Genomic DNA, 21,185 nt, shown 5'->3' on the forward strand with positions numbered 1-21,185 from the left:
CATGTCAATGCAATCTCAAGATATTATTAAACGTTCGGCCACCAATAGTTTCACACCGCCGCCGCAGGTACGCAGCGATAAAAGCGAGGTGGCCAAACTTATCGACGTCACGACCTGTATTGGCTGTAAAGCCTGTCAGGTCGCGTGCTCGGAATGGAACGATATTCGTGACGACGTCGGTCACAACACCGGGGTCTATGACAACCCGGCCGACCTGAGCGCCAAATCCTGGACGCTGATGCGTTTTTCCGAAGTTGAAGAAAACGATCGTCTGGCGTGGCTGATCCGCAAAGATGGCTGTATGCACTGTAGCGATCCCGGCTGTCTGAAAGCCTGTCCGTCAGCGGGCGCCGTCATTCAGTATGCCAACGGTATCGTGGACTTTCAGTCCGAGCACTGCATCGGCTGTGGTTATTGCATCGCGGGTTGTCCGTTCAATATTCCACGCCTCAATAAAGACGATAACCGCGTTTACAAATGTACGCTGTGCGTCGATCGGGTCAGCGTCGGGCAGGAACCGGCCTGTGTGAAAACCTGTCCGACGGGGGCGATTCATTTCGGCACCAAAGAAGAAATGAAGCACCTGGCGGAAGAACGCATGGTCGATTTGAAAAAACGCGGCTATCAACATGCCGGTCTTTACGATCCGCAGGGCGTTGGCGGTACACATGTGATGTATGTTCTGCACCACGCAGACCGGCCATCGCTGTATCACAATCTGCCGGATAATCCGCAAATTTCCACGCCGGTCAATCTGTGGAAGGGGATTCTGAAACCGTTATCCGCACTGGGGTTTGTCGCCACGTTTGCCGGGTTAATGTTCCACTATGTCGGTGTGGGTCCTAACACGGAAGAAATAGAGCACGAACATGAGGGAGAGGACAAACATGAGTAAACAGAAAATGATTTTGCGCACCAAATTCATCGATCGTATCTGTCATTGGATTGTGGTGATCAGCTTTTTCCTGGTTGCGCTGTCCGGCATCGCCCTGTTTTTCCCGACCTTGCAATGGTTGACGCAAACATTCGGTACGCCGCAGATGGGCCGAATCATGCACCCCTTTTTCGGCGTACTGATTGTTATCTGCCTGATCCCGATGTTTATCCGTTTCGTCGGTCACAACATTCCCAAACGGGGCGATATTCCCTGGTTCCTTCATATCATCGAAGTGCTGAAAGGCAATGAGCATGAAGTGTCCGATGTGGGCAAATACAATCCGGGACAGAAGCTGATGTTCTGGAGCATCATGGGACTGACGTTAGTTCTGCTGATTACCGGTGTCATTATGTGGCGGCCTTATTTCGCGCATCGGTTCCCGATTGATATTGTGCGTTACGCCATCCTGATCCATGCCGCGGCGGCTATCGTACTGATCCACGCCATCCTGATTCACATGTACATGGCGTTCTGGGTCAAGGGTTCCATTAAAGGCATGATTGAAGGCAAAGTCTCCGAACAGTGGGCGAAGAAACATCACCCTCGCTGGGCCCGCAGCCTGAAAGAAAAAGAAACCAAGAAGTCATCCTGAACTTTTCTCCTCCCCTGCAAAGGGGAGGATTATGCCCGCTGACGGGCCGCTTTCCATGCCCATGTCCCCTACAAACTAATCGTTATAACTTAAACCCAAAATTCATAACCTACCCCATTCCGCCATTGCTGCTTAACAGTTATGATGCGTTATTATTTTAAATAGACATCCAGACATAAAGACAGCTATGGCGTCGTCAGACACTGACAGCGCAATATCATATTGCTGAGACCACCACCTATTTTTGAACACCATCTATTCCTGAACACCATCTATTACTGAACACAATGGAGCTGATAATGAAAAAATTTACCCCCGCACTGCTTGCTCTGAGCCTGGTTACCGCCTTACCGGCATTCGCCAATCAGAGCACCGCCATTGCGCCGATTCCAACAGCTCTGACGCAGCATGAAGGTCCGATCCGCATTGCGCTGATCCGTAATCTGGGCTCCGATGACAATACGACGCAATTCGTTTCAGGCGTCGTTGAGGAAGGCAAAAAGCTGGGTTTCAAAGTCAGTACCTTTCTGAGTAATGGTGATGACGCCCGTTTTCAGGATTTCGTTAATCAGGCCATCAGCCAGAAATACGATGGCATCATTCTTTCCCAGGGACGCGATCCTTATTCTACCGATCTGATCAAACGTATCGTCGACAGCGGCATTGCGGTATCCGTGTTTGATACCGCCGTCAACGGTGATATCCCGGGCGTAACCGTGACCCAACAGGATGACGCTTCCCTGACGAATGAATCGTTCGGTCAACTGATTAAGGATTTCAACGGGGAAGCCAATATCATCAAGCTGTGGGTTGCCGGTTTCCCGCCGATGGAACGTCGCCAGGCAGCCTATCAGCAAATCCTGAAAACCAACCCAGGCATCAAAGAGCTGGAATCCATCGGCGCCGTGTCTTCCGATGTTCAGGGCGATACCGCCAATAAAGTCGGTGCGGTGCTGGCCAAGTATCCGAAAGGGAAAATCGATGCAATCTGGGGCACGTGGGATGCATTCAGTCAGGGAGCTTATAAGGCATTGAAAGAAAATGGCCGGACTGAAATCAAACTCTACAGCATCGATATTTCCAATCAGGATCTGCAACTGATGCGGGAAACCAATAGCCCATGGAAAGTCAGTGTGGCGGTGGACCCTAAACTGATTGGTAAAGTGAACCTGCGTTTAGTCGCCAACAAAATTGCAGGCGAACCGACCCCGGCGACTTACGAGTTCCGTGCCGCATCCATTCCACAAGCCTTGTTAGCCAGCCAGCCGGGTCCGGTGAACGTAGCCGGATTAGCGAAAATCATCCCCGGCTGGGGCCAGACCGATGATTTTATTGCCCCCTGGTTTGCTACACTGGAAGCCAAACAGGTTAAATAACAGGAGTTACTTATGGCATCAAGTCCCCTGCCAACCCCTGATTACAGCCGCAACATGCGGCTTATTGGACACAGCGATCAGGGCGGCAGACCCGATGGCGTACAGGTCATGGTTCATCGCGGCTATGCGTACATCGGACATATGGTTTCACAAGGGGTATCGATTGTAGACGTGCGCGACCCCAAAAATCCGAAGCCGGCGGGGTTTATCGCCGCACCACCCGGAACCTGGAGCATACACCTACAGGCGCACGACGACCTGTTGTTGGTCGTCAATGCCAGAGATCTGTTTGCCGATGCCAGCTTTGCCGAAGAAAAAGTGTATTACACCCGCTCCGTCGCAGAGACGGTAAGTACCAGACAGCAGAACAGAAGCTGGAGCGCGGGGCTGCGTATTTTTGATATTTCCACGCCAGACAGGCCGCGTGAAATCAGCTTTCTGTCTCTGGATGGGATTGGCATTCACCGCATCTGGTATGTCGGCGGACGCTGGGCCTACGTTTCCGCCCTGCTGGATGGCTACAGCGATTATATTTTCCTGACCATTGATCTCGCCGATCCGCAGCGGCCGCAGGTGGCCGGACGCTATTGGCTACCCGGCATGCACACCGCCGGCGGGGAAGTCGCCAACTGGCCGGAAGGAAAACGCTACGCGCTGCATCATGCCATTATCAGCGGCGATACGGCCTACGGAAGCTGGCGCGATGGCGGGCTGACGTTACTGGATGTCAGCGATCGCAGCCAGCCTCAGCTGATTAGTCATCGGAACTGGAGCCCGCCTTTTGGTGGGGGAACCCATACGGCGCTGCCGCTTCCTGACCGCAATCTGCTCATCGTTCTGGATGAAGCGGTGCTGGATAACCAGGAAGACGGGGAAAAACTGATCTGGGTCTTTGATATTCGCGACCCGGGCAATCCCGTGAGTATTTCAACCTTCCCGCAGCCCGATGAAATCGATTATGTGAAGAAAGGCGCGCATTTCGGCCCACACAATCTGCACGAAAATCGCCCCGGCAGCTTCATCAGCTCATCGTTGATTTTCGCCACCTACCAGAACGCAGGCGTCCGGGTTTATGACATCAGTAATCCCTATCAGCCGAAAGAAACCGGCGCGCTGGTGCCTGCCGCTCCACAAAAAATGGTGGATAAGCGTCCCGGCAGACCACGGGTGATTCAATCCTGTGATGTTTTTGTCGATGCCCAAGGCATTGTCTACAGCACCGATTACAACGCGGGCCTGTCGATCATTGAGTATCGCGGTTAAAACACACCTTCAGCCCCGCCCCCGTGGCGGGGCTGAAATTGACCGCTTAATCCAACGCCAAAACACTCACCCACATCGGCCCTTGTCCAACGGCATAACGCGCCAGCGGTTGCAGCGCGCCTTTGTCGCCATCGATACGATACACTTCGATGTGCTGTGATTTCTGTCCGGCAGAAATCAAGAACTCGCCAGTGTGATCGATATTGAAACCGCGCGGCTGCGTTTCCGTTGGCTGATGCCCCGTCAAAGACAGAGTGCCGCCATCTTCGGATACCTGGAAAATACTCAGCAGGCTGGCGGTACGATCGCTGATATACAGGAAACGACCATCGGGCGTGATGTGAATATCCGCCGCCCAGCGCGTATCAGAAAAACCGGCTGGCATCGCGTCCAGCGTCTGGATCTTCTGCAATTGGCCGTCCGCCGCGTCGAGCTGATAAACATCCACTGAACTGTCCAGTTCGTTGACGCAATAGGCAAAACGTTGATTGGGATGGAATGCCATATGACGCGGTCCGGCCCCTGCGACCGTCGTCATTTCTGGCTGACGATGTACGCTAAGCACGCCGGTCGACCCCAGATCATATAAACGAATGCGATCTTCTTTCAGGCAAGGCGCCCAGAGCACCGTATTAGTCGGGTCGATATTGGTCGAGTGGCAGCCTTCCAGACCATCCAACTGTTGGATCGGCTCACCGGCAACCCCATTCTCCCCAATGGGACTCACGCTGACGCAGGCTCCGCTATAGGACGCGCTGAACAGAAAACGACCGGCAAGATCGGTAGAAAGGTGGGTCGGGCTGCCGGGCAGCGTTGCAGCCCCTGCATCGGTCAGCAGCCCCTGGTCATCAATACGGTAGCTGATGACACGGAATTCAGGACGAACCCCCACATACAGATGGCGCTTATCAGGAGCAATTGTCATGGGCTGCACCTGTCCCGGAACATCAACAACCTGCAATAACGTCAGATTACCCTCTGCACCGAGCTGCCATACATGGATTTGCTGACTTTCCGGGCTGGCGACATAAACCACTTGCTGCATCGTACTCTCCTTTATTCACGCGAAATTTACTGCTCAGTCACAGATTACATCCGTTTTTGGCTAGAGCGAACCGTCGCTGTCAGTCACATTTTGCGCAACCTGATTTACGGTGTACCATCACTCATAGCGCTATTCTACAGACACCTTGCGAGACTACTATGACCTATCGTGTAATTGCACTCGATCTCGACGGAACCCTTCTGGATCGACAAAAAAAAATTCTGCCGGAATCCCTCTCTGCATTAGCGTTGGCCCGCCAACAAGGTATCAAGATCGTTATCGTGACCGGACGTCATCATTCGGCCATCCATCCGTTTTATCAGGCGTTGCAGCTTGATACCCCGGCGATTTGCTGTAACGGCACTTATGTCTACGATTATCTGACGGGCAAAACGTCTCACACCAATCCACTGTCTGCCGCTCAGGCCAGAAGCGTGCTCAGCATGTTGCAAGCGTTTGATATCCACGGTCTGATGTATGCCGATGACGCTATGTATTACCAATACCCCACCGGGCATGTGACACGCTCCCAGGCCTGGGCATCTACCTTGCCGGAATTACAACGCCCTTCCTTTCTACAGGTTGAGGATTTGCTTCAACAAACCGATGAATCCGATTCTATCTGGAAATTTGCGACATCCCATGCCGATATTCCGGTCCTGAACGATTTCGCCGGCGCGGTGGAAAAGCAACTCGGACTTGCCTGCGAGTGGTCATGGCAGGATCAGGTCGATATCGCTCAAACTGGCAACAGCAAAGGTAAATTGCTGCAACAGTGGCTCGCGGAACAAGACATCAGCATGAAAGATGTCGTCGCCTTTGGGGATAACTTCAACGACATCAGTATGCTTGAAGGCGCCGGACTGGGCGTCGCGATGGGCAACAGCGCGGATGAAATCAAAGCCCGCGCCGATCTGGTTATCGGCGACCATGAAGAACCCGGCATAGCCGAGGTCATTCGTACCCGCATCCTGGCGTAGTCTGAATGGAAATCAGATCGAAGATGGTGATACTGAGGAATGGGCCTGGATATCTGTGAAAATTTGAAGGATGTTGCGGCAAAAATTACCGCCATCAGCCCGTCAGCTTAGTTTTGGCCGAGGAAACCATCGGCCACTACGTCTTGTGCCGCTATCATCCACAATCGGGATTTTTATGTCGTAATTGAAACGCTTTTTACCTGCGCATAAAGCTGCTGTTGCGGATGCAGCGCCAAATCGTCGCGCGCCCATGGGGTAATCCGGGCCCACAGAACCTGGTTATCCACAATCAGCTTCACTTCCACCTGCCCATCAACATCAATAAACTCAGCCACCGTGGCAGGCAGGATATTACGAATGCTGCTCACGTCTGGCGGTTGCAGCACCAGCGAAACATCGGCGGCATTGACGCGGATGCGCAGCGTAGAGCCGATCGGCACATCCACTTTTCCCACCCACAGCTGCTGCTGCCCCAACGATAAGGCCGTCATCGCGTAGCGTTCATGATGAGCCAGCAGTCGAACGTTCAGAATGCTGCTCTGTTCATCATGCGGCAACCAGGGACGTAGCGTGCTGCTGGCCCAAACCTCCTCCAGCCTTCCCTGCGCTTTAACCTTGCCTTTATCCAACACCAGCACGCTATCCGCCAACCGGACAATTTCTTCCATACTGTGGGTCACATACAGGATGGGAACATTGACTTCTTTGGCCAGTTGATCCAGATAAGGCAACAGTTCTCGTTTTCTGGGTAAATCCAGCGATGCCAACGGCTCATCCATCAGCAACAGCTCCGGCGCCGTGAGTAACGCCCGGCCAATCGCCACGCGCTGCTTCTCACCGCCGGATAACGTCATCGGGTAGCGATTCAGCAGGGATTCAATACCGAGCAACCCGACAATATCGTCAAACTGTGATTTCATCACGCCGGACATGCCATAACATAAATTACCGCGGACGCGATAATGGGGGAACAGGCGTGCATCCTGAAAAACATAGCCGATGTGCCGTTTTTCAGGAGGGGTGAAAATGTGCTGTTCAGTATCGACCAGCACATGATCGTTTAACACAATACGTCCTGAATCAGGCCGCGTAAGGCCAACCACCGCATTAATCAGTGAAGTTTTACCGGCGCCGGACACGCCAAAGATCGCGGTAATGCCATTCGCGGGCAAATCGGCTTTTACACTGAGGGAAAGCGCGCCAAGCTGCTGGTTAAAATCAAGTTCTAGCATTATCCCCCCAACCGCTTACGACTCCAGGTCGTCAGCCACTCCGACACCAACAGCGACATCAATGACAAAACAATCGCAATAACGCACAGCCGCGCGGCATCGGTTTCCGCACCCGGCGTCTCAATCAGCGTATACATCGCCAACGGTATCGTCCGGGTTTCGCCAGGAATATTGGAGACAAAGGTAATCGTCGCGCCGAACTCGCCTAAAGAGCGAGCGAACGCCAGCACTGTGCCAACCACAATGCCGGGAAAAGAGAGCGGTAACGTGATAGTGAAAAAAACCCGCCACGGCGAGGCGCCCAGCGTCCTTGCTGCTTGCTCGAGGTGCGTGTCCACCGCGTCCAGCGACAAACGGATCGCCCGCACCATCAAGGGAAACGCGACAATGGCTGACGCCAATGCCGCACCACGCCAGCTAAAGCTGAAACTGAACCCAAACCAGTCATAGAGCCACGAACCAATAACGCCGCGCCGCCCCATGCCTATCAATAGCAGGTAGCCAATCACCACGGGCGGCAACACCAACGGTAAATGGATAATACTATCCAGCAGCGATTTGCCGGGAAACCGGCAACGCACCAGGATCCACGCCGTCAGTATTCCAAAGGGTAGGCTGCATACCACCGCGACAACGGAAACTTTAAGGCTCAGCTCAACCGCCTGCCATTCATAATCACTGAGCATCATTACCGGGGCGTAAATCCGTAGCGTTTAAATACCTCTGCCGCTTCTGGCGTTTTCAGATAGTCATAGAATCCACTAACAACCGCATTTTTATGATCTTTCACGATCGCCATTGGATACTCTACAGGCTTATGGCTGCTTTCCGGGAACATACCGATGACCTTGACCTTATCGCTGGCCACCGCATCCGAGCCATAGACGATACCCAGCGGCGCTTCTTCGCGCTCAACCAGCGCCATTGCCGCACGTACGTTATTGGCCCGAGCCATGATCGGAGAAAGTTCGTCCCATGATTTCAGATTTTGCAGCGCTTCCTTGGCATAGAGACCTGCCGGAACATGATCGGGGTCGCCAACGGCCAGGTGGCCGCCCTTCAGCAGGCTTTTCCAATCCGTTTTCTCATCAATGGTAATGTCGTTATGTTCACTGGATTTTGGTGCAATCACCACCAGTTCATTGCCTAACAGCGTATAACGGCTGTCATTTTCCATCAGATTTTTATCTTGCGCGTAGTCCATCCATTGCTGATCTGCCGAGATAAACAGATCGGCAGGCGCCCCTTGCTCGATCTGCCGTGCCAACGTCGAAGAGGATGCGTAGGAAGCCACAATGGCAACCTGCTTATCTTTCTGGTACTGGGCGCCGATTTCCTGCAAGGCGTTGGTCAGTGAAGCCGCGGCAAATACCGTCACTTTCTCTTCCGCAGCCATTGCCGGCAATACCATCCCAGCGCTAATTGTCAGCGCGGCAAACCATTTCAACCATTGCTGTTTCATTGCTATCTCCTGACATTTGTCATCGTTATGTAAGGCATACTATAACGTAGAATTGTACAATGTCATGGAGTTTATCAGTGACATAAAGAAATCTTGGGAAGATGCGTCCGGCGTCACGCCGGACATCAAAACAGGAGGGGAAATACTCGATTAATGCGGTTTTTTAGCGGTCTGCTGACTGTCGGAATGGCCGATTTTGGAAAAAACGTTAAACACTTCACCCAAACCATAAATGGCACCCAGAATCACAGCCATCATCACCGGCACCATGGCTACTGCAAACAGCAGGCTCGTTAACAACTCCAACATGCTTACCTCACTTATCGCAATGGTTACCGCTACTTCTGTCGCTCATATAGCGCGCAGTTTCGCCGTAAACTATCATCGTCACATTGATATACTAATAGTTTACCGTAATGAAAGAAAATAATGCGGCCATTTGTGCGATTTGCCCCTGATAAAAAAAATAGCGACAATACAAATCATTAAACTATTCATCCATTGGGCTCTCCCTATGCAGGCTGAAATTCTCCTTACCTTAAAACTCCAGCAACGCTTATTTGCCGACCCGCGGCGTATCGAGCTACTGAAACAAATTCGCCATACCGGCTCCATCAGCCAGGGAGCCAGACTGGCGGGGATCAGCTATAAAAGCGCATGGGATGCCATTAACGAGATGAACCAGCTCGCTGAGCAAACGGTAGTGGAACGGATGACGGGCGGCAAAGGGGGCGGCGGCGCGCAGGTTACGCGCTACGGTGAGCGCCTGCTCCAGCTTTACGATTTGCTGGCTCAGATTCAACAGAAAGCGTTCGACGTGCTGCAACAAGAAGATTTGCCACTGGACAGTCTGCTAGCAGCCATTGCGCGTTTCTCACTGCAAACCAGCGCCCGAAATCAGTTTTTTGGAACCGTGCTCGCACGTGGCGATCACAACGTTCAGCAGCAGTTGGATATTTTACTCGCCAATGGCAAAACGACGGTCAGTGCTCTGGTTACCCGTCAAAGCGCCGAGCGTTTATGCCTTGATGCGGGGAAAGAAGTGCTGGTGCTGATTAAAGCGCCCTGGATAAACGTCTGTGCCGCCGACGCCCCGAAAACACCTGCCGATAACATTCTCACCGGGCAGATAAGCACTCTTGAAACAGGTACTGAGAATAGCGAAGTTCTGATCACACTGGCAGGCGGTGAAACGCTGTGTGCCACCGTTCCAAATGATATCGTCGAAGCAGAACAACTACACCCGGGTGCCGATGTCAGCGCCTCTTTCAATGCCGATCGGGTGATTGTGGCCACGCTCTGCTAACGCCACAATGTGGCGACGTCAGGCTCCCCCTGTTCATCTGATTCTGACTGAATGATGATTAATCTGCTGACAAAGGATAAACAATGTCGTTGTTGAAAATATCGCAAGGATTATTCCGGCTGAGTGACACTCGCATGCTACGGCTGGATAACCTGACTCTCGAACAAGATCAGTGCTGGGCATTTGTTGGGGCAAACGGCAGCGGAAAATCGTCCCTGGCTCGTGCGTTATCGGGCGAGCTTCCTATACTGAGAGGCGATCGGTCATGCGATTTTCAACGTATTATCCGGCTGTCGTTTGAACAGTTGCAAAAGCTGGTTTCCGAGGAGTGGCAACGCAATAACACTGACATGCTGAGCGCCGACGAAGACGACACGGGACGAACAACGGCCGAAGTTATTCAGGATAGCGTGAAAGATCAGAATCGTTGTCAGCAGCTTGCTGAACAATTTGGTATCGCCCCCCTTCTGGGGCGTCGGTTCAAGTATCTTTCCACCGGTGAAACACGCAAAACAATGCTATGTCAGGCGCTGATGCCACAGCCCGACCTGCTGATTCTGGATGAACCGTTTGACGGGCTGGATGTCGCCTCACGCAAACAGCTTGCCGAACAGCTACCGGTACTTGCCAGCCATGGTTGTACGCTGGTGCTGATCCTGAACCGGTTTGATGATATCCCCCCTTTTATTAATCATGTCGGTATTCTCGCTGATTGTACGTTAACCCGCGTGGGTGAACGCGAGGAGATCCTTTCGGAAGCGCTGATTGCCCAGTTGGCCTACAGTGAAAAACTGTCGGGAAGCGCCATCCCCGAACCGGAAGATCCGCAGAGATATACCCGGCTGCCCGCCGATCTTCCTCGCATCACGCTGCGTAATGGCGTCGTCCAGTATAACGATCGTCCCATTTTGCATGGATTGAGCTGGGAAGTGTTGCCCGGCCAGCACTGGCAGATTGTCGGTCCGAATGGCGCAGGAAAATCAACATTGCTGAGCCTGATTACCGGCGATCATCCCCAGGGCTACAGCAACGATCTCACGCTATTTGGCCGCAAACGCGGCAGCGGAGAAACCATCTGGGATATCAAACGTCATATCGGCTATGTCAGCAGCAGTCTGCACCTGGATTACCGGGTTAGCGTCAGCGTACGCAATGTTATTTTATCGGGATTCTTCGATTCCATCGGCATTTATCAGGCGGTCTCCGATCGTCAGCGCCAACTCACCGATCAATGGCTGACGTTACTGGGCCTTGATGGCGCTATTGCGGATACCCCTTTCCAGGCCTTATCCTGGGGTCAGCAGCGTCTGGCGTTAGTCGCCAGAGCGCTGGTAAAACACCCTGCCCTGTTGATTCTGGATGAACCATTGCAAGGCCTGGACCCCCTTAACCGCCAACTGGTCCGCCGCTGGCTGGATATCTTGATCGGCGAAGGGGATACACAATTGCTATTCGTTTCTCACCATGCCGAAGATGCGCCGCAATGCATCACACACAGACTGACATTTGTCGCCGACGGCGATATCTATCGCTATCAAATTGATAACGTTATGGATATTAGATCATCAACCTTGAGTGATAACGCTACCACAAAATAAATCACGCTGTAGGAAACCGCTCTGACTAAAAATAACTTATACTCATCACTCAACCGGTTTGTTAAAAAAACTATCCATAACAAGCGTTATTTTCGCTATAGATCACCTTTTTCAGCGTGAAGCCATGTTATTTTTCGCCTAATCGCCCTAATAGAGGTCAACATGAATGTTCTAGTCACTGGTGGTAGCGGTTACATAGGGAGTCATACCTGTGTACAGTTACTAGCTGCTGGGCACCAGCCCGTCATTCTCGACAACTTATGCAACAGCAAAGCCAGCGTGGTTAAAACCATAGCGCAATTAACCGGTAAAAACCCTGAATTCTATCAGGGCGATATCCGCGACTCCTCATTGTTAAACGACATCTTTTCCCGCCATGAGATTGATGCGGTTATCCATTTTGCCGGCTTGAAAGCGGTCGGCGAATCTGTCCGCGAGCCTGTTAGCTACTATGATAATAATGTCTACGGTACGTTGACGCTGGTTGAAGCAATGAAAAAAGCAGGCGTGAAGAATCTGATTTTCAGTTCCTCCGCAACCGTTTATGGCGATCAGCCGCAGATCCCTTATAAGGAAAGCTTCCCGACCGGTCATCCAGCCAGCCCTTATGGCCGCAGCAAGCTGATGGTGGAGCAAATCCTACAGGATTTGCAGCATGCCGAACCCGATTGGAGCATCACGCTGCTGCGTTATTTCAACCCGGTCGGTGCGCATCCGTCAGGTGAGATGGGGGAAGATCCGCAGGGTATTCCCAATAATCTGATGCCTTATATCGCCCAGGTGGCCGTCGGCCGTCGGGAGTCGCTGGCTATTTTCGGCAATGACTACCCAACGGAAGACGGTACGGGCGTGCGCGATTACATCCACGTCGTCGATCTGGCCGACGGACATATCGCTGCCATGAACGCACTGCAAAACCGCGCTGGCGTACATATCTACAATCTGGGGGCTGGCGTTGGTTATAGCGTATTGCAGGTGATTGAAGCTTTCAGCAAAGCCTGTGGCAAACCGTTAGCTTACCACTTCGCACCACGTCGTCAGGGCGATCTGGCGGCCTATTGGGCCGATGCTGAAAAAGCGGCGCAGGATCTCAATTGGCGGGTCAGCCGTTCACTGGACGAGATGGCGCAGGATACCTGGCGCTGGCAGTCCACTCATCCTCATGGCTACCCAGACTAAAAAATAACTTGTTCAGGCAACCGCTTATGTTTGCCCGGCATCCACCCACAGGAGCAGGTCATGTTGAATGAAAGAACCTCTGCGCTGGCGCCCGATGGCCAGCCGTTTCAATTAACTACCTTACAGAATCTGGCTGGCATGCGCGTTTGCCTGATGGACTGGGGCGCGACATGGCTTTCCTGCCAGCTCCCCATGTCGGGTGGCGAAATCCGGGAAGTGCTGCTGGGCTGCGCGTCGCCAGAGCAGTATCCACAGCAAAGTGCTTATCTTGGCGCGTCCATTGGACGATACGCCAACCGTATCGCCAATGCCACATTCAGTCATGGTGATGAAACATACCTTCTGATCGCCAATCAGGACGTTCATCAGTTACACGGCGGTCCGGACGGATTTCACACCCGCCGCTGGGCTATCCTCAGCCAGGATGCGACACAGGTTACCTATCAACTGAACTCACCAGATGGCGATCAGGGATACCCCGGCCACCTCAATGCGCAGGTTTGCTACCGTCTGACTGAACATAACGCGCTGGAAATAACCTATCAGGCCGTCACGGAGAAAATTTGCCCTGTATGCCTGACCAACCACGCCTATTTCAATCTCGACGGTAGCCCAACGGATGTACGCAAACATCAGTTACAGCTGTTTTCCGACTATTATCTGCCGGTAAACCGCGCGGGCATTCCCTGCGCGGACCTTAAACTGGTTAAAGAAACGGGCATGGATTTTCGCCAGCCCAAAACGCTGGAACAGGATTTCCTGCGGGACGACGATCAGGTTGCCGTCAGCGGTTACGATCACGCTTACCTGCTGCACAGAACCTGTGGCTCCAGTGAGAGCCCGGCGGCCAATTTATGGTCATCGGATGGCCGGGTGATGATGAGTGTTTTTACCAGCGCGCCGGCGCTGCAACTCTATAGCGGCAATTTTCTATCAGGAACGCCATCAAGAGAAGGCGGATACTATGAAAACCACGCGGGCATGGCGCTGGAAAGCGAATTCCTGCCGGACAGTCCCAATCATCCAGACTGGCCGCAGCCGGACTGTTGGTTAAAACCGGGCAAAGTGTATCGCTCTGAAACGACTTATCAGTTTTTTACCCAGTAATCCTGCCTATCTGTTGCCGGGATCTTGCTTTCCCTTTCTCTCCCAGTCACTTACTAACGTGGTGACTGGGAAATTCGGCTGACTTTCTCCAGACTGAAACCTGCAATTCATCAGCGAATATTAACTCATTGATAACACTGACAGAACATCTCTCCGCCAATTTACAAATCTCTTCAATTCCCTGCTTGCCCGCGTCAGATTTCCGCGCTTACACTGCGATGACTCACTGTAAGGATACGTTATGCCAGCATCGTATTTATCGCCATCAATGATTCATCATCTGCGAACCAAAGGCAGATGGGGATGGCTATTAGCGTTATGCTGGCTGTTCCTGAATGCGCAGTTGGCGATTGCCGGTCACCAATGCGATTTGACGATCAATCAGACGTCAGCATTCATGCAGCATCAAACCCATCTGCAGCAGACCGTCTCTCATGGGGCTCATCACCATGACGAAGCCATGTCGGCCCAAGTGGTTAAACAGCAGACCCCGCTGTGTGAGAAACACTGTGTCCCAGACACCATCAAGCAGGACTACGCCAATCTGGCGCTGCTGGCTATCCCGGTCAGTAATGAACTGGCTCTTGCCAATCAACCCTATTCCGTAAATTGCACCAGCGATGTCTGGTTTTCTCCACCGGCAGCAGGACCTCCGGCAGAAATCCGTTTCTGCCGCTTTAGAGAATAGCCCGGACGATTAATAACCTCCGCTGCGCCAACCTGGCGTAATCACTGTTATTTATCGTTTTTATGGAGCTATTACTATGCGTGCCATTTACGTCGCAATGATGACCGGTTTACTGTTCTCTTCTTCTCCCTTATGGGCCAATGAACATCAGCATCACTCAATGATGCCGTCCGATACGACCCCCACTGCCACTGACAACGCGTATCAAGCCACCGGGACGGTGAAGCAATGGGACGCCGACAGCGTAACCATCGCCCATACCCCGATTGCCGATTTGCACTGGCCTGCCATGACCATGGCGTTCAAATTGCCTGCCGGGAGCACGTTTGTTCCTTTGGCGGCGAATACGCCCGTCGCGTTCAGTTTTGTACAACGGGATAACGGCTACGTACTGACCAATATTACGCCACAGCAAAAATAAGCGAGGGTAGAACCAATGCATATGTCCAAACATCGTGCCTCAGGCGCGTGTCTGGCCATGCTGCTGTGGCTGCCTGCCGCATCCTTTGCGGCAGATCTGGATCTTGATCAGGCATTACAGGCGGCGGAACGTTATTCTGCCGAGCTGTCCGCCAACCAACACCAGATTAGCGCGCTACAAAACATGGCCGACTCCGCGACACAACTTCCCGATCCACAGCTTCGATTCGGCGTCGAGAACCTGCCTTTGGGTGGAAACAACGGCAGCCGACTGACGCGTGAAGGGATGACCATGCAACGTATCGGTGTTATGCAAACCTATGTCAGCAGCAGTAAACGGGAAAGCAAAGCACAAGCTTTCCGCGTGGAAGCCGACAGCCTGCGCAGCAACAGCGAAACCCTTCGCGCCCGCCTGCAACGGGATACCGCACAGGCCTGGCTCGAACTGGCTCTGTCACAACAATCCCTGAAAGACGTGAAATCGCTGGTTGCCGAAAGCGAACGACAAATTGCCTTGCAGCAAGCGAGCGTGGCAGCAGGCGGTGAAGCCAGCAGCGTGCTGGATGCCAGGTTAACGCTGGCAGCGATGAAAGATCGTCTGGCCGATGCAGAACGGGATGTACAGATTGCCCGGGTCATGATCACACGGCTTACCGGTCTGTCTGATATCAATGTGCGGGGCGCGCTTCCGCGCTTTGAACGGCTGCCGGCATCACCGGAGGAACTGAGTAAAAACCTGCACCAACACCCGGAAATGCAACAGGCGCAGCGTGAGGCCGAGCTCGCTCAGGCTCGTTCGGCGCAATCGGCCGTTGCGGCGATCCCCGATGTGGGGGTGGAGGTTTATTACGCCAAGCGGGGCAATGACTATGACGATATGGCAGGCGTGATGGTAACGGTCGATCTGCCTCTGTTTCAATCCAAACGGCAGGATAAAGACTACGCCGCGGATGTAGCACGAACGCAGGAAGCTCGCGACAACGTGCTACTGGCAGCCCGGGAGCATCAGGTACAGCTCGATACGCTGATCGCGCAATATCAGGCTGCCCAATCACGCTGGCAGCGGCAGCATAACGAGGTTCTGCCCCTCCAACAGCAGCGCAGCAAGCTGATTCAGGCGCAATATCAATCCGGCAGCAGTAGCCTTGCCAGCGTTCTGGAAGCCCGACGCTCGCTGCTCGAAAGCAATATTGCCGCACAAGCCGCCGCACGGGAAATGGCACAGTTCTGGGCGGCCATTCGCTATCTGACACCACAGGGAAAACCTTTGCCATGAAAAAATCCTTCGCTCTCAGCTTGATCGCGCTGGCGATCGTCGGTGCTATCGGTGTCGGCTATCTCTGGGGTCAACACCAGGCGGCATCAACATCGCCAGCCTCTCCATCAGCTAACACAGAACGCCCGGTATTGTACTGGTACGATCCCATGGTGCCCGATAAGCGCTTTGACCAGCCCGGCAAATCACCGTTTATGGATATGCAGCTTGTGCCTCGTTATGCCGACGAGGTACAGAACGATGGCGGCGTCACTATCAGCGCCCGCCAGCAGCAAAATCTTGGCGTCCGTACCGCACGCGCAGAAATTCGCACCGTCAATACCCAGACGTCCGGCTACGGCACCGTCACGCTCAACGAACGGGGATTACGCACCTTGGTTGCCCCCAGCGGCGGTATCGTCGAACAGCTCAATGTCAGCGCGTTGCAACAACAGGTCAAAAAAGGGGAAACGCTGGCAACGCTGTGGAATCCGGCCTGGGCCGCGGCGCAGCAGGAATATCTGGCGGTTCGGCAACTCGGCGATGATGCGCTGACACAGGCTGCCCGCCGTCGGCTTTCCCTGCAATTTATGCCAGACACCGTTATCCGCCAGGTTGAACGCAGCGGTAAACCGCAGGCCAGAATGGTCATTACCGCGCCGGAATCCGGTTACGTCAACAAGCTTGAAGTCCGTGTCGGCATGCAGCTAACGCCAGCCCAGCCCTTGTTTGAACTGGCGAGTCTGAACCCTGTCTGGGTCGAAGTAGACTATCCCGAAGCACAGGCGGCGCGGTTAAGCGTCGGCAGCGAGATAACCGCCAGTAGCAACGCCTGGCCCGGACAAACGTTCCACGGGAAAATCAGTGAATTGCTTCCGCTGCTAGACAGCGACACCCGCACGTTGAAAGCCCGCGTCGTACTGGAAAATCCCCAGCAACAGTTAAAACCGGGGATGTACCTAACCGTCCAGCTTGCCAGCCAGCTTCCACAGCCGATGCTGATGATCCCTCAACAAGCTTTGCTGGTCAGCGGCAGTCACAACCGGGTACTGATCAACGAGGGCGACGGCCACTTTACGCCACGAATAGTGACGGTGGGGACGACACAGAACGGTTGGACCGAAGTCGTTGCCGGGCTGAAAGAGGGCGAGAGCGTGGTGACATCGGGCCAATTCCTGATTGATTCCGAAGCCAGTCTGCGCAGTTCGCTATCACAGTTTGACGAAGCTAATCAGGCGGAGTCATCGCAATCCGCAGGAGAGGAAACTGCTGCACCGCCAAAAGACGCCTATCAAACGCAGGGGACGATCAAAGCCGTCAACGGCGACCAGATCACCATCGAACATGATGCCGTTCCGGCGTTGAACTGGTCGCCCATGACGATGGATTTCACCCTGCCGAAGAGCGGATTGCCTCAGGGCGTCAATATCAACAGTAAAGTTCGCTTCAGTTTCAGCATGGACGACAGCGGCATTCATATTCAGGATATCTCCCCGCTTGACGTACCCCAAACCGGGCATGGAGGCCACCAATGATTGCCTATATCATCCGCTGGTCATTGCAAAACCGGCTGTTAGTGCTGCTGGCGGCATTGTTGATGGCCGCCTGGGGCATAACCTCGTTGCAGAAAACCCCGCTGGATGCCCTGCCCGATCTGTCTGACGTGCAGGTGATTATTCGCGTCAGCTATCCGGGGAAAGCACCGCAGGTTGTCGAAAATCAGGTCACCTATCCGCTGACCACCACCATGCTGTCCGTACCGGGCGCCAAAACGGTGCGTGGTTTCTCCATGTTCGGCGACGCCTACGTTTATATTCTGTTTGAAGACGGCACCGATCCTTATTGGGCGCGCTCCCGCGTGTTGGAATATCTCAGTCAGGTGCAGTCCAGCCTGCCCGCGGAGGCCAAAACGTCGCTGGGGCCGGATGCCACCGGCGTCGGTTGGATCTACGAATATGCCCTTGTCGATCGCAGCGGTAAGCATAGTCTGGCCGATCTGCGCGGCATACAGGACTGGTTGTTGAAGTTCGAATTGAAAACCATCCCTAATGTGGCAGAAATCGCCAGCGTCGGCGGCATGGTGAAGCAGTATCAGGTAATCGTCGATCCGGAGAGAATGCGCACACAAAACATTACCCACCAGCAGATTATTACCGCCATACAGGCCGCCAACCAGGAAAGCGGCGGTTCGGTGCTGGAGCTGGGTGAAGCTGAATACATGGTTCGCACCTCCGGCTACCTGAAAAATGCGCAGGACTTTAATCATGTCGTCATTACCATGCGTAATGGCATACCGGTCTTGTTACAAGATGTCGCCACCCTGCGCGAAGGACCGGAAATGCGGCGCGGCATTGCCGAATTGAATGGCGAAGGCGAAGTGGCCGGCGGCATTATTGTGTTGCGCTCAGGCAAAAATGCGCTGGATACCCTGCATGCCGTGAAAGCCCGGTTACAGGAAATTCAAAAAAGCCTGCCCGCCGGGGTAGAAATTGTGACGACATACGATCGCTCTCAGTTGATTGAACACGCGATCGAAACGCTCAGCCATAAGTTGCTGGAAGAGTTTGCCGTCGTTGCCGTCATCTGCGCCCTGTTCCTGTTCCATTTCCGCTCGGCGCTGGTGGCGATCATCAGTTTGCCGCTGGGGATCCTGGGCGCGTTTATCATCATGCGGTATCAGGGCGTCAACGCCAACATCATGTCGCTGGGCGGTATCGCCATCGCTATTGGCGCAATGGTGGATGCGGCGATCGTGATGATAGAGAATATGCATAAAGTCGTTGAGCAGTGGCGTCACGATCACCCGGGAGAGGAACCACAGGAACGTGATTGGTGGCGCCTGGCTGAAAGAGCCGCAGTCGAAGTTGGCCCGGCGTTGTTTTGCAGCCTGCTGATTATCACGCTGTCCTTTGTGCCGGTCTTCTCGCTGGAAGCACAGGAAGGCCGCATGTTTTCACCGCTGGCGTTTACCAAAACTTACGCCATGGCGGTTGCCGCCGGACTCGGCATTACGCTGATTCCGGTGCTGATGGGATATTTTGTGCGGGGGAAAATCCCCGATGAGCAGGCCAACCCGCTGAACCGCTGGCTAATCAACGCCTATCACCCAATCCTGCAACGCGTGCTGAGCCATCCCAAGGCCACGCTGCTGATTTCAGGTCTGTTACTCCTGTTTACGCTGTTTCCTTTGGGGCGTCTCGGCAGCGAATTCATGCCGCCGCTGGACGAGGGAGATCTACTGTATATGCCCTCGACGTTGCCCGGAATTTCCGCCCGTGAAGCTGCGCGCCTGCTGCAACAAACCGATCGGCTGATCAAAACCGTACCTGAGGTCGAATCCGTTTTCGGTAAAGCCGGCCGGGCGGAAACCGCGACCGATCCGGCACCGCTGACCATGCTGGAAAGTACGATCCGGTTGAAACCCCGCGATCGGTGGCGTCCTGGTATGACCATGGATAAGCTGGTTGCCGAGTTGGATCAAACCGTCAATCTGCCGGGCATCGCCAACGTTTGGGTGCCGCCGATTCGTAACCGTCTGGATATGTTGGCGACCGGCATTAAAAGCCCGGTCGGTATCAAGGTGAACGGCAATAATTTACAGGACATCGAACGTATTGCCGCTCAGATCGAACAGGTGGTGAAAAATGTTCCCGGCGTAACGTCGGCGCTAGCTGAGCGGTTGGCGGGGGGGCGCTATATCGATATTGATATCGACCGCCTGCGGGCCGCTCGCTACGGCGTTTCCGTCGATGAATTGCAGTCTATGGTATCGACCTTGATTGGCGGACAGAATATCGGTGAAACCATTGAGGGCCGTCAGCGCTACCCCATCAATCTCCGCTACCCACGCGAGTTGCGGGATTCGCTGGAAAAACTGCGTGATTTACCCGTTATCACGGAGAGTGGCGCACGCGTCACACTGGCAGAACTGGCCGATATCCGCGTCAGCGAAGGACCGCCGATGCTGAAAAGCGAAAACGGGCGGCTGTCTGACTGGATTTATGTGGATCTACGCGGCCGCGATTTGAAATCTGCCGTCGAAGAAATGCAGCAGGTCGTCGCACAACAGGTAACACTGCCAGAAGGCGTCTCGCTCAGTTGGTCCGGGCAGTTTGAGTATCTCGAACGTGCGACGGAAAAAATGAAAATCGTCGTGCCCTTCACGCTGCTGATTATTTTTGTGCTGTTGTACATGACGTTCAAACGGGTGAAAGATGCCCTGTTGATTATGGCGACCCTGCCCTTCGCACTGATCGGCGGAGTCTGGTTACTGTATATTCTTGGCTATAATCTTTCTGTGGCTGGCGCCGTCGGCTTTATTGCTCTGGCGGGCGTCTCGGCTGAGTTTGGCGTCATTATGTTGTTGTATCTCAATCATGCGGTGGAAAAACACCGCATAGCCGGGCAGCCGTTATCCCGACAGCAGTTGATGGACGCCATTCACGAAGGTGCGGTACTGCGTGTTCGCCCCAAAATGATGACTGTCGCCACCATCATGGCGGGTCTGTTACCCATCATGTGGGGAGGCGGCAGCGGTTCGGAGATTATGCAACGGATTGCCGCCCCGATGATCGGTGGTATGGTAAGCGCACCGCTGCTTTCCATGCTGGTCATCCCGGCGGTTTACCTTTTATTGCACAAGGATGATTCGGATACGCTGAAACGGTAAAGCAAGAGCGTGATTTTGAGCAAATATAGTGCGGATAAATCACGCCCGTCATCGACTATCGATTGCCGATAACCGT

General features: G+C 53.7%; 19 protein-coding genes. 14 read left to right on the forward strand and 5 right to left on the reverse strand.

What is annotated here, in order from left to right; genetic code table 11:
- Position 1 precedes the first annotated feature (1 nt).
- From fdxH to B4923_RS07015, 4 genes are all read left to right on the forward strand, one after another.
- Entirely contained in the window at positions 2-895 is an 894-nt protein-coding gene (gene fdxH / locus B4923_RS07000) for a formate dehydrogenase subunit beta (RefSeq protein WP_109053637.1), read from the forward strand.
- Positions 888-1,529 (forward strand): formate dehydrogenase-N subunit gamma, encoded by a 642-nt coding sequence (gene fdnI, locus B4923_RS07005; protein WP_109053638.1) that lies wholly within the window; start codon positions 888-890, stop codon positions 1,527-1,529. Before fdxH ends, fdnI begins: the two co-directional genes overlap by 8 nt.
- A gap of 299 nt (positions 1,530-1,828) precedes the next feature.
- A complete protein-coding gene (locus B4923_RS07010; RefSeq protein ID WP_109053639.1) occupies positions 1,829-2,905 on the forward strand; it encodes a sugar ABC transporter substrate-binding protein in 1,077 nt (358 codons plus the stop codon).
- 12 nt (positions 2,906-2,917) lie between these two features.
- Entirely contained in the window at positions 2,918-4,168 is a 1,251-nt protein-coding gene (locus tag B4923_RS07015; protein WP_109053640.1) for an LVIVD repeat-containing protein, read from the forward strand.
- Positions 4,169-4,214: 46 nt separating this feature from the next.
- Here the strand turns inward: B4923_RS07015 and pgl are convergent, their stop codons facing one another.
- Complete coding sequence (gene pgl / locus B4923_RS07020; RefSeq protein WP_109053641.1) at positions 4,215-5,213, reverse strand: 6-phosphogluconolactonase; 999 nt, start codon at positions 5,211-5,213, stop codon at positions 4,215-4,217.
- Positions 5,214-5,371: 158 nt separating this feature from the next.
- Here pgl and B4923_RS07025 point away from each other — a divergent pair, with 158 nt between their 5' ends.
- Complete coding sequence (locus tag B4923_RS07025) at positions 5,372-6,193, forward strand: pyridoxal phosphatase (RefSeq protein ID WP_109053642.1); 822 nt, start codon at positions 5,372-5,374, stop codon at positions 6,191-6,193.
- Between the two features lie 173 nt (positions 6,194-6,366).
- Here the strand turns inward: B4923_RS07025 and modC are convergent, their stop codons facing one another.
- The 4 genes from modC to B4923_RS07045 form a co-directional block, all read right to left on the reverse strand.
- The gene (gene modC / locus B4923_RS07030) at positions 6,367-7,425 is read right to left on the reverse strand and encodes a molybdenum ABC transporter ATP-binding protein ModC (protein WP_109053643.1); all 1,059 of its coding nucleotides are present in this window, start codon (positions 7,423-7,425) and stop codon (positions 6,367-6,369) included.
- Positions 7,425-8,114, reverse strand: a complete 690-nt coding sequence (gene modB, locus B4923_RS07035) for a molybdate ABC transporter permease subunit (protein ID WP_109053644.1) — start codon at positions 8,112-8,114, stop codon at positions 7,425-7,427. Before modB ends, modC begins: the two co-directional genes overlap by 1 nt.
- Positions 8,114-8,887 (reverse strand): molybdate ABC transporter substrate-binding protein, encoded by a 774-nt coding sequence (gene modA, locus B4923_RS07040; protein ID WP_109053645.1) that lies wholly within the window; start codon positions 8,885-8,887, stop codon positions 8,114-8,116. The genes modB and modA overlap by 1 nt, the downstream gene beginning before the upstream one ends.
- Positions 8,888-9,037: 150 nt before the next feature.
- Entirely contained in the window at positions 9,038-9,196 is a 159-nt protein-coding gene (locus B4923_RS07045; protein WP_109053646.1) for an AcrZ family multidrug efflux pump-associated protein, read from the reverse strand.
- Between the two features lie 205 nt (positions 9,197-9,401).
- On the opposite strand from B4923_RS07045, the gene modE reads away from it, so the two are divergent.
- The 9 genes from modE (at position 9,402) to B4923_RS07090 (ending at position 21,109) form a co-directional block, all read left to right on the forward strand.
- Positions 9,402-10,193, forward strand: a complete 792-nt coding sequence (gene modE, locus B4923_RS07050; RefSeq protein ID WP_109053647.1) for a molybdenum-dependent transcriptional regulator — start codon at positions 9,402-9,404, stop codon at positions 10,191-10,193.
- 83 nt (positions 10,194-10,276) lie between these two features.
- Complete coding sequence (gene modF / locus B4923_RS07055) at positions 10,277-11,791, forward strand: molybdate ABC transporter ATP-binding protein ModF (RefSeq protein WP_109053648.1); 1,515 nt, start codon at positions 10,277-10,279, stop codon at positions 11,789-11,791.
- A gap of 162 nt (positions 11,792-11,953) precedes the next feature.
- Positions 11,954-12,970 carry a UDP-glucose 4-epimerase GalE gene (gene galE / locus B4923_RS07060; protein ID WP_109053649.1) on the forward strand — a complete coding sequence of 339 codons (1,017 nt, stop codon included), beginning with the start codon at positions 11,954-11,956 and terminating at the stop codon, positions 12,968-12,970.
- 60 nt (positions 12,971-13,030) lie between these two features.
- Positions 13,031-14,077 carry a galactose-1-epimerase gene (gene galM, locus B4923_RS07065; RefSeq protein ID WP_109053650.1) on the forward strand — a complete coding sequence of 349 codons (1,047 nt, stop codon included), beginning with the start codon at positions 13,031-13,033 and terminating at the stop codon, positions 14,075-14,077.
- A 241-nt stretch (positions 14,078-14,318) separates the two neighbouring features.
- Complete coding sequence (locus tag B4923_RS07070; RefSeq protein ID WP_109053651.1) at positions 14,319-14,765, forward strand: hypothetical protein; 447 nt, start codon at positions 14,319-14,321, stop codon at positions 14,763-14,765.
- Positions 14,766-14,841: 76 nt separating this feature from the next.
- Positions 14,842-15,186 carry a copper-binding protein gene (locus B4923_RS07075; RefSeq protein ID WP_109053652.1) on the forward strand — a complete coding sequence of 115 codons (345 nt, stop codon included), beginning with the start codon at positions 14,842-14,844 and terminating at the stop codon, positions 15,184-15,186.
- Positions 15,187-15,201: 15 nt separating this feature from the next.
- Positions 15,202-16,461, forward strand: coding sequence for a TolC family protein (locus B4923_RS07080; RefSeq protein ID WP_109053653.1), 1,260 nt, complete (start codon positions 15,202-15,204; stop codon positions 16,459-16,461).
- Positions 16,458-17,975, forward strand: coding sequence for an efflux RND transporter periplasmic adaptor subunit (locus B4923_RS07085; protein ID WP_109053654.1), 1,518 nt, complete (start codon positions 16,458-16,460; stop codon positions 17,973-17,975). The genes B4923_RS07080 and B4923_RS07085 overlap by 4 nt, the downstream gene beginning before the upstream one ends.
- On the forward strand, positions 17,972-21,109 hold the full coding sequence (locus tag B4923_RS07090) for an efflux RND transporter permease subunit (RefSeq protein ID WP_109053655.1): 3,138 nt from the start codon (positions 17,972-17,974) through the stop codon (positions 21,107-21,109). The genes B4923_RS07085 and B4923_RS07090 overlap by 4 nt, the downstream gene beginning before the upstream one ends.
- The last annotated feature ends 76 nt before the right edge of the window (positions 21,110-21,185 follow it).

It is taken from the genome of Brenneria roseae subsp. americana, from assembly GCF_003115815.1.
Classification (GTDB): domain Bacteria; phylum Pseudomonadota; class Gammaproteobacteria; order Enterobacterales; family Enterobacteriaceae; genus Brenneria; species Brenneria roseae.